Below are 9,032 nucleotides of genomic sequence, written 5' to 3' on the forward strand. Positions count from 1 at the left end.
CTAAAGCCGCTCCTACAGGGACAGAGCCTGATTCTGGCCTCGCGCAATCCTGTGGCGCTCCTGGCAAACTACTGGCATCGTGACACCTCCCCACCGCGCACAGGACGCGCCCCATGGCACTGCACCTCTGGCTGACCTTCTCCCTCGCCTACCTGCTGACCTCGCTCACCCCCGGCCCCAACGTGCTGCTGACCGTGCGCAACGCCTTGCGCTACGGCCCGGCGGGCGTGGGCATGACGCTGTTCGGCAACCTCGCCGCGCAATTGCTGGCGATCAGTGCCGTGGCCATGGGCATCGGCGCCTTGCTGGTGTCGCTGCCGGCGGCGTTTCTGGTACTCAAGCTGGTGGGCGCCGGCTACCTGATCTACCTCGGCCTGCGCCAGTTGCTGGCCCGCGGCGCCAGCAACGCGGCCAGCACCCAGCCGCTAGCCGTGCGCCACCACAGCAAGTGGCGTATCGGCCTGGAGGCGTTTCTGGTGTCGGCCAGCAACCCCAAGACCCTGGTGTTCTTCTGCGCCTTCCTGCCGCAGTTTCTCGAACCCGGGCGGCCGATTCTCGGCCAGTTCGCGGCGATGTACCTGAGCATGGCGCTGATCGTTTGCATGGTGCACTCGTTCTACTGCTTCACCGCCTACCGCTTCGGCCAGCGCATCAAGGCCTCGCCCATCGCGGCCTGGTTCAAGCGCGCCACCGGCGCGCTGTTCATCGGGCTGGGGGTACGCCTGCTCAATACCCGGGCGGTGTAAGGCTCACTCCCGCCCCAGCAACAGCAGCGCGGCGATGATCGCCAGCACGGCGAACCCACAGGCCACGTACCCCAGCGCGCCCAGGCCCAGGGCCTGGATAGCCACCCCGCCCAGCGCCGCGCCAGCGGCGATGCCGGCATTGGCCGCCGACACATTCAAGGTGCCAGCCAGCGCCTGGGCCTTGGCCCCGGCCTGCATCACCCGTACCTGGCACACCGGGAACAGCGCGGTATAGGCCACCCCCCACAGCACCAGCGCCACGATCAACAGCTCGGTATGCGTGGCCAGCGGCGCTACCGCGCCCATGCCCAGCGCCAGCATCACCAACAGCAGCACGGTGGCCCGCAGCGGGCTGCGGTCGGCGATACGGCCGGCCAGGGCATTGCCCAGCATGCCCACCACGCCAAAGCCCATCAGCCACCAACCCACCTGGTTGGCCGGCACGCCGGCCAGGCGCTCGAGGATTTCGGCCAGGTAGGTGTAGGCGGTGAACATGGCGCTGAACACCAGTGCCGACAACAGCACATGGGCGATGAAGCGGCGGTCCTTGAGTATCACCCCCTGCCCCTGTTCATCGGCGGGCTTGGGCACCACCGGCATGCGCGGCAGCCAGGCCCACATCAACAGCGCTACCAGCAGGCACAACCCGGCCAACAGCCAGAAGCTACCGCGCCAGCCCACAGCGCCGGCGGCCAGGGTGCCCAGCGGAATACCGAACACAAAAGCCGCAGTAATGCCCAGGTACACCCGCGACACCGCCCACCCCTCGCGCCCCTTGCCCGCCAGTTGCCCGGCGCTTTCGCTGGCAGTGCCCCAGAACACCGGCAAGGCCAGCGCGGCGATGAAGCGCGACAGGGCCAGCAACCACAAATCGGGGGCCACCGCCGACAGCACGTTGGCGCCGGCAAACACCAGCAGGATGCCGATGAACAGCGGCTTGCGCGGCAACGGCGACAGCCAGGCGGTCAGCGGTGGCCCGAACAGCATCACGGTGACCGCGAACAAGGTGACCAGTTGGCCGGCGCCGGCCACCGACAGGCCCAGGTCGCGCGCCAGCATCGGCAGCAGGCCGAGGATGATGAATTCGGTGGTCAGCACGGCAAAGCCGCCGACGGCCAGCAGGCCGATCGACAGCCCGGCACGGGGCTGCGGGCGCACAGCGGCGCCGCAGGCCAGGGTGGAACTGGTCATGGTGAAACGATCCTTGGTAAACGAGGCGCCAGTCTACTCTGGAATCTGGTTCGTATTACTGGTAGTTATTCCGCAATCAAACGAACCACGTTCACCAATAGCGAGCCCGCCATGTCCGCTTCCGAGCGCCTGAAAGACATCGACCTGTTCGTCTGCGTAGCCAATGCCGGCAGTTTCAATGCCGCCGCCGAGCGCCTGAACCTCACCCCATCTGCCGTCAGCAAGGGCATCGCGCGCCTGGAGCGGCGCCTGCAGGTGCGCCTGTTCGAACGCACCACCCGGCGCCTGGCCTTCACCGACGGCGGCGCGGCCTACTACCGCACCTGCAGCCGTGTATTGGGTGATCTGGAGGATGCCGAGCAGGCGCTCAACGAAGCGCACAGCAGCCCCAGCGGCCATTTGCGCATCGACCTGCCGGCCAGCTTCGGCCGCCTGCACGCGTTGCCGGCGGTGCTGGCCTTTGCCGCCCAACACCCCAAGCTGCAGCCGCATATCACCCTGTCGGACCGCTTCGTCGACCTGGCCGAAGACGGCATCGATATCGTGGTACGCATCGGCGGCCCGCACAGCTGGCAGCCCGGCATCGAGCATCACTACCTGGGCAACCAGCGCCTGGTGTTCTGCGCCGCCCCCGCCTACCTGGTCCGGCATGGCACCCCGCGCGACGAGGACGAACTGCGCGCCCACGGCTGCGTGCTATATGCCTGCACCGACGGCAGCACGCCGGCACTGCACTTCACCGGCGCGCGCCTTGGGGTGGACCTGCTCAAGCCGATGCCGGGGCGCCTGGCCATCGGCGATGGCGAGGGGCAGGCGATGGCGGTGATGGCCGGGCTTGGGATCGCCCAGTTGCCAACCTGGCTGGTGCAGCGCCAACTGGATGACGGCAGCCTGGTGCAGGTGCTGCCTGAATGCGAAGTGCAGGGGCTGCCGATTCACCTGGCCTGGCGGCGCAACCGCGGGCACCTGCCCAAGGTCAGTGCGTTGGTACAGGCGTTGACGGTGAGCCTGGGGCGGGTGGTGCGGGGGTAGGTTTGGTGCCCCGGAACAATGTTCAGGGGTGCCTGTACCGGCCTCATCGCCGGCAAGCCGGCTCCTACAGGGATCGCATGAACTTGAAGGCTTGCCGGCGATGAGGCAGGTGCGGCAGTGCACACCCACAGGGGCCTCACACCCCGCGCAATTGAATCCAGGTGGTCTTCAACTGCGTGTACTTGTCGAAGGCATGCAGCGACAGGTCGCGGCCGAACCCGGATTGCTTGTACCCGCCGAACGGGGTGGTCACATCCAGTGCATCGACGGTATTGACCGACACGCTGCCCACCTTCAACTGCCGGGCCACCCGGTGCACGCGGTTCAGGTCGTCGCTCCACACCGACGCCGCCAGCCCGTAGATGCTGGCGTTGGCCAGCTGGATCGCCTGCTCTTCGGTGTCGAATGCGGTCACCGCCAGCACCGGCCCGAAGATTTCCTCGCGGGCCAGCGCCGACTCGGGCCGTACCCCGGTAAAGATCGTCGGTTCGATGAAATTGCTCGAACCGTTGAAGCTGAGCTGGCGCCCGCCACACACCAGGCTCGCCCCCTCCTCCCGCCCGCGGGCGATGGCCGCCATGATGCGCGCGGTCTGCTCGCCGTCGACGATGGCCCCGGCGCGGCTGGCCGGCGCCAGCGGGTCGCCGGGGTACCAATCGCGGGCCTTGCTGACCAGCCGCTCGACGAACGCATCGTGGATCGAGCGCTGCACATACAGGCGCGAGTTGGCCGAGCAGAATTCGCCCTGGTTGAAGAAAATACCGAACGCGGCTTTTTCGGCGGCAAGGTCCAGGTCACCGCAGTCGTCGAACACCAGGTTCGGGCTTTTGCCGCCGCACTCCAGCCACACCTGCTTGAGGTTCGATTGCGCCGAATACTGCATGAAGTACTTGCCCACCTGGGTGGAGCCGGTGAACACCAGGCAGTCCACGTCAGGGTGCAGGCCCAGCGCCCTGCCGGCGGTTTCGCCAAGGCCGGGCACCACGTTGAGCACCCCTTCGGGCAGCCCGGCTTCCAGCGCCAGCTGGGCCAGGCGCAGCGCCGACAACGGCGACTGCTCGGCGGGCTTGAGCACCACGCTGTTGCCGGCGGCCAGGGCCGGGGCCAGCTTCCAGGCGGCCATGTCCAGCGGGAAGTTCCACGGCACCACCGCCGCCACCACGCCAATGGCCTCGCGGGTGATGGTGGCCACGGCGTTGCGCGCGGTGGGCGCCACCTGGTCGTAGAGTTTGTCCAGCGCCTCGGCATACCAGGCGAACACATGGGCTGCACCCGGTACATCGATGTTCAGGGCATCCATCACCGGCTTGCCCATGTTCAGCGACTCCAGCAATGCCAGCTCTTCGCGGTGGGCCAGCATCAGCTCGGCCAGGCGCAGCAGCACGCGTTTGCGCTCGACCGGCGCCATGCGCGCCCAGGGGCCTTGTTCGAAGGCTTGGCGGGCGCTGGCCACGGCGCGATCGACGTCGGTTTCAGCGCAGCTGGCGACCTTGGCCAGCAACTGCTGGTTGGCCGGGTTGATGGCATCGAAGGTGGCGCCACTGGCGGCGGGCACCAGGCGACCACCGATCATGGCCTGGTCGAGGAAAGTCAGCTCGGCGGCCTTGCGCTGCCAATAATTCAGGTCGTACACATCGGGCTCCAGGCGACCGCCAGGCGGTCGCGGGTATTCAGGGAGGGGGGCGTTACAGCTTGCCGACCAGGCGCGCGGTGCGGTCGACGGCCTTGCGGGTCTTGTCCACCAGCTCGTCCAGCTCGGCGTGGTTGGCCACCAGCGCCGGCGCCATGATCATGCGGCCCAGGGTGGAGCGGATGATCACCCCCTCCTCGAAGCCGAAGGTGCGGCATTGCCAGGCCAGGTCGTTCTCGTTGGCGAAGCGCTTGCGGCTGGGCTTGTGCTCGGCGAACTGCAACGCCGCCACCAGGCCTGCGCCCTGCACCTGGCCAATCAGCGGGTGGTCGGCGAACACCTCGCGCAGGATGCGTTGCAGGTAGGGGCCGGTGTCTTCCTTGACCTGGCGCACGATGCCTTCGTCGCGCAGGGCCTTGAGGTTGGCGATGGCCACCGCTGCCGCCACCGGGTGGCCGGAGTAGGTCAGGCCGTGGGCGAACACCCCGCCGCGCTCCACCAGCGCCTCGGCGATGCGTTTGCTCAGCACCAGGCCGCCCATGGGCACGTAGCCGCTGGTCAGGCCCTTGGCGATGGACAGGGTGTCGGGCTCGAAGCCGAAGTATTCATGGGCGAACCATTCGCCGGTACGGCCAAAGCCACCGATCACCTCGTCGGCGCACAGCAGCACATCGTACTGGCGGCAGATCCGCTGGATCTCGGGCCAGTAGCTTTCTGGCGGGAAGATCATGCCGCCGGCACCCTGGAACGGCTCGGCGATAAAGCCTGCGACGTTTTCGGCGCCCAGTTCGAGGATCTTCTCTTCCAGTTGCAGCGCGCAGCGCCGGCCAAACTCGGCCGGGGTCAGCTCACCGCCCTCGGCGTACCAGTAGGGCTCGTCGATGTGCGCCACGTCCGGGATCAGCCCGCCCATCTCGTGCATGAACTTCATGCCGCCCAGGGCCGTGGCTGCCAGGGTCGAGCCGTGGTAGCCGTTCCAGCGGCCGATCATGATTTTCTTGTTCGGCTGGCCGAGCACCTGCCAGTAGCGGCGCACGGTGCGGATCAGCACCTCGTTGGCCTCGGAGCCGGAGTTGGTGTAGATGGCGTGGCTGTAGTGCCCAGGCAGCAGGCTGAACAGCAGCTCGGACAGCTCGATCACCGCCGGGTGGGTGGTGTGGAAGAACATGTTGTAGTACGCCAGCTGGTCCATCTGCGTGGCGGCAGCGGCGGTCAGGTCGCGGCGCCCATAGCCCAGCTGGGTGCACCACAGGCCGGACATGCCGTCCAGGTAGCGCTTGCCCTCGCTGTCCCACAGGTGCAGACGCTCGCCACCGACGATCACCCGCGGGCCTTCGGCGTTGAGCGCCTTCTGGTCGAGGAAGGCGTGGATGTGGTGGGCGGCGTCGCTGGCCTGGTAGTCGCGGGTCTGGCGTTGCGGGGCAAAAGGCGCATTCATGGCGGTGTTCTCTTGTTGGAATGGGGGTATTGCGGGCCGCTGCGCTCAGCGCAGCTTGCCCATGTAGCTTTCCAGCGGGTCGCGGCCGAGCACGCCCTGGGCGTTGGCCAGGGCGTCGATGAACAGGCTGAACAGCTCTGACTGGGTGCCGATGTCGAGCTTGGCGTAGACGTTCTTGCGGTGGGACTTGATGGTGTCTTCCGACACGCCGAGGCGCTCGGCGAGTGACTTGGTGGAGTGCCCGCGCAGGATCAACTGCGCGATGCGGCATTCACGCTCGGTCAACAGCGAGCTGCCGAAGTTGTTCAGCGCGGTGTGGATGCGCTGCTCCAGCAGGTTCTCGAAGCGCCCGCCACGGTTGTCGAGGCCGGCGAAGTGTTTGCCGAGCACGGCCAGCACCCAAGGGGTGATGCGCCCGAACAGCGCGCGGGCTTCGCCCTCGAGCCGGTCGGTGAAAGCCAGCGACACCGCCAGGCTTTGCCCGGGGGTCAGTTGCAGCAGGTAGTTGAGCTCGTCGGCCAGGTGCGAGTGGCGGTAGAACGACTGGTAGTACTCGCTCTGCTCGAACTGGTCGGGGGCCACCTCGAACAGGCCGTAGCAGCCGCTGGCGACCTGCTCCATGCAGGCGCCGTAGAACGGGTCGAGCAGGTAGAAGCCGGACAGGTACCGGGCAACGTTGCCCTCGGGCTGCCAGGGGGCCTTGGCGTCCTGCTCGAACAGCGCGCAGGGCATGCCGTCGTGGGGGTACAGGTAAAGGGTGGTGGCCTGGATCGGCCTGATCACCGCCAGCGCCCCGAACAACGCGGCGGCAAAGCCCGGGCGGCCAATGGCCTCGGTGACCTGGGCCTGGTGTTCGAACCACGCGGTTGAGAGAAGCGGATCGTCAGTCACAGTGCACCTGCCGGTTACTGGAGGTTGTTGTTCCAGATACTCCCACGGCGCCGGGGATACCGAAATCACCCGTTGGGGTGAGGTACCCGCCGGCAGATGCGATCTGTTGTAGGAGCGGCTTTAGCCGCGAACACCGGCATAGCCGGTGCCAACCACCGCGTCGCCTGATTCGCGGTGGTCCGGCACTCCGGTAAACCCGCTCCCACAGGATTGCACAGAGCCTGAATCAGGCGCTGTATCTGTAGGAGCGGCCTTGTGTCGCGAAAGGGGCGCGAAGCGGCCCCAATATTTCAGCCTCATGCAAGATTGCCGGGGCCGCTGCGCGCCCCTTTCGCGACACAAGGCCGCTCCTACAGAGGGTCCCGCGCATAAACGCCCCGCCCTCACCCCATCGGGTGATTACGCCCCCCCACCGAACTGTGTGAGCATCAACCCGCCTCACCCAGCCTCTCCTTCCAAGACACCTTCGACGGCAGCGAGCCCACTCGCATGCTGCGGCACCTTGCTGCCGTCTTCAGGAGCCAGCGATGCATACAACAACAAATACAGCTGAACACCTTGCACCCCATTCACCCGCCCAACCCGGGCGCTTGCGCAAATCCATGGGCATGGCCGCCCTGGTGCTGTTCGGCCTGGCCTACATGGTCCCGCTGGCGGTGTTCTCCGCCTATGGCCTGGTGGCGCAGACCACCAAGGGCCACCTGCCCGCCGCCTACCTGCTGACCCTCGGCGCCATGCTGTTCACCGCCTACAGCTACGGGCGCATGGTCAAGGCCCACCCCTACTCCGGCTCGGTGTACACCTACACCCGCAAGACCTTCGGCGCCTGCGCAGGCTTCATGACTGGCTGGACGCTGCTGCTGGACTACATCTTCCTGCCGCTGCTCAGCTACCTGCTGATCGGCATCTACCTGTCGGAGTGGTTCCCCGCCGTGCACCCCTGGGTGTGGGTGCTGGGCTCGATCGCCCTGGTGACCTTCCTCAACCTGATCGGCATCGAGTCGATCACCCGGGTCAACTGGGTGCTGGTGGTGGCGCAACTGGTGTTCATCGTGGTGTTCGTCGGCCTGGCCATCCACAGCCTGGCCGGCCAGGCGCAACCGGTGGCGTTGCTGGCGCCGTTCCACCACGAAGGCTTCAGCGTGCCGCTGATCATGGCCGGGGCGGCGGTGCTGTGCCTGTCGTTCGTGGGCTTTGACGCGGTATCGACCATGGCTGAGGAAACCACCGAGCCGACGGTGCGTATCCCGCGGGCGATCATGGCGGTGTCACTGATCGGCGGGCTGCTGTTCTTGCTGGTGTCGTACTTCGCCCAGCTGGCCCACCCGGCCTGGGACAGCTTCGCCAACCCGGACTCGGCGCCGGTGGAGGTGATGCGCAGCGTCGGCGGCCAGTTGCTGGCCAGCGCCTTCACCGCCACCTATGTGGCTGCCTGCTTTGCCTCGGCGATGGTGTCCCAGGCCAGCGTGTCGCGGGTGCTGTTCGCCATGGGCCGCGACGGCGCCATGCCGCGGGTACTGGGCACGCTGGCAACGCGCAAGCGTGTGCCGGCCATGGCCATCCTGCTGGTGGGGTTGGTGTCGCTGGTGGCGCTGGTGATCTCGCTGGACACCGTGGCCAACATGATCAGCTTCGGCGCGCTGTTTGCCTTCTCGGCGGTCAACCTGGCGGTGGTCAAGCACTACCTGGTGGACCAGAAACTGCGTGGTGCGCGCAATGTGCTGATGTATGGCGCCATTCCGGCGCTGGGGTTTCTTAGTACGCTGTGGTTGTGGAGCAGCTTGTCGCAGATGTCGTTCACCATTGGCCTGTGCTGGATGGCGGCCGGGTTCGTCTGCCTGCTGGGGCTGACTCGGGCGTTTCGGGTGAAGCTGCCGGAGTTGCAGATGGCGGATTGAGACGGGTACGGGTTCGGGTTCGGGTTCGGGTTCGGGTTCGGGTTCGGGTTCGGGTTCGGGGCTTTAGGGTGATTGCTTTGGTAGATGTATGCGCATTCATTGACGATAGAGGCTTTTCGTCACCTTTCCGCCCTTACGGCGGGTTACTTTGGTCTTGGCCAAAGTAACCAAAGCCGCCCTGCTCCCATCATCCGGCCCCCTGCGCT

Annotated in this window: 7 protein-coding genes; 3 read left to right on the forward strand and 4 right to left on the reverse strand. The window is 66.8% G+C overall.

The annotated features are described in order from the left end of the window. Nucleotides 1-113 precede the first annotated feature (113 nt). Complete coding sequence (locus ACI2KK_RS24635) at nt 114-746, forward strand: LysE family translocator (protein ID WP_404670994.1); 633 nt, start codon at nt 114-116, stop codon at nt 744-746. Nucleotides 747-749: 3 nt separating this feature from the next. On the opposite strand, the gene ACI2KK_RS24640 is transcribed toward ACI2KK_RS24635, so the two are convergent. Next, complete coding sequence (locus tag ACI2KK_RS24640) at nt 750-1,937, reverse strand: MFS transporter (RefSeq protein ID WP_404670995.1); 1,188 nt, start codon at nt 1,935-1,937, stop codon at nt 750-752. A 111-nt stretch (nt 1,938-2,048) separates the two neighbouring features. On the opposite strand from ACI2KK_RS24640, the gene ACI2KK_RS24645 reads away from it, so the two are divergent. After that, entirely contained in the window at nt 2,049-2,969 is a 921-nt protein-coding gene (locus ACI2KK_RS24645; protein ID WP_404670996.1) for a LysR family transcriptional regulator, read from the forward strand. Between the two features lie 136 nt (nt 2,970-3,105). On the opposite strand, the gene ACI2KK_RS24650 is transcribed toward ACI2KK_RS24645, so the two are convergent. The 3 genes from ACI2KK_RS24650 to ACI2KK_RS24660 all read right to left on the reverse strand — a co-directional run bounded on the left by ACI2KK_RS24650 (nt 3,106) and on the right by ACI2KK_RS24660 (nt 6,928). Next, nucleotides 3,106-4,542, reverse strand: coding sequence for an aldehyde dehydrogenase (locus tag ACI2KK_RS24650; RefSeq protein ID WP_404671001.1), 1,437 nt, complete (start codon nt 4,540-4,542; stop codon nt 3,106-3,108). A gap of 112 nt (nt 4,543-4,654) precedes the next feature. Next, nucleotides 4,655-6,037: an aspartate aminotransferase family protein gene (locus ACI2KK_RS24655; protein ID WP_404670997.1), complete on the reverse strand. Its 1,383-nt coding sequence runs from the start codon at nt 6,035-6,037 to the stop codon at nt 4,655-4,657. Nucleotides 6,038-6,082: 45 nt separating this feature from the next. Continuing rightward, nucleotides 6,083-6,928: a LuxR C-terminal-related transcriptional regulator gene (locus tag ACI2KK_RS24660; protein ID WP_404670998.1), complete on the reverse strand. Its 846-nt coding sequence runs from the start codon at nt 6,926-6,928 to the stop codon at nt 6,083-6,085. A gap of 527 nt (nt 6,929-7,455) precedes the next feature. On the opposite strand from ACI2KK_RS24660, the gene ACI2KK_RS24665 reads away from it, so the two are divergent. Continuing rightward, nucleotides 7,456-8,826 (forward strand): APC family permease, encoded by a 1,371-nt coding sequence (locus ACI2KK_RS24665; protein ID WP_404670999.1) that lies wholly within the window; start codon nt 7,456-7,458, stop codon nt 8,824-8,826. The last annotated feature ends 206 nt before the right edge of the window (nt 8,827-9,032 follow it).

Origin of the sequence: Pseudomonas sp. NPDC089406 (genome assembly GCF_044900265.1) — a bacterium.
GTDB classification, from domain to species: domain Bacteria; phylum Pseudomonadota; class Gammaproteobacteria; order Pseudomonadales; family Pseudomonadaceae; genus Aquipseudomonas; species Aquipseudomonas fakonensis.

Coding starts and splice junctions, on each gene's coding strand:
- ACI2KK_RS24665 (WP_404670999.1), top strand. CDS start 7,456: ATGCATACAACAACAAATACAGCTGAACACCTTGCACCCCATTCACCC.
- ACI2KK_RS24645 (WP_404670996.1), top strand. CDS start 2,049: ATGTCCGCTTCCGAGCGCCTGAAAGACATCGACCTGTTCGTCTGCGTA.
- ACI2KK_RS24635 (WP_404670994.1), top strand. CDS start 114: ATGGCACTGCACCTCTGGCTGACCTTCTCCCTCGCCTACCTGCTGACC.
- ACI2KK_RS24640 (WP_404670995.1), bottom strand. CDS start 1,937: ATGACCAGTTCCACCCTGGCCTGCGGCGCCGCTGTGCGCCCGCAGCCC.
- ACI2KK_RS24650 (WP_404671001.1), bottom strand. CDS start 4,542: ATGATCGGTGGTCGCCTGGTGCCCGCCGCCAGTGGCGCCACCTTCGAT.
- ACI2KK_RS24655 (WP_404670997.1), bottom strand. CDS start 6,037: ATGAATGCGCCTTTTGCCCCGCAACGCCAGACCCGCGACTACCAGGCC.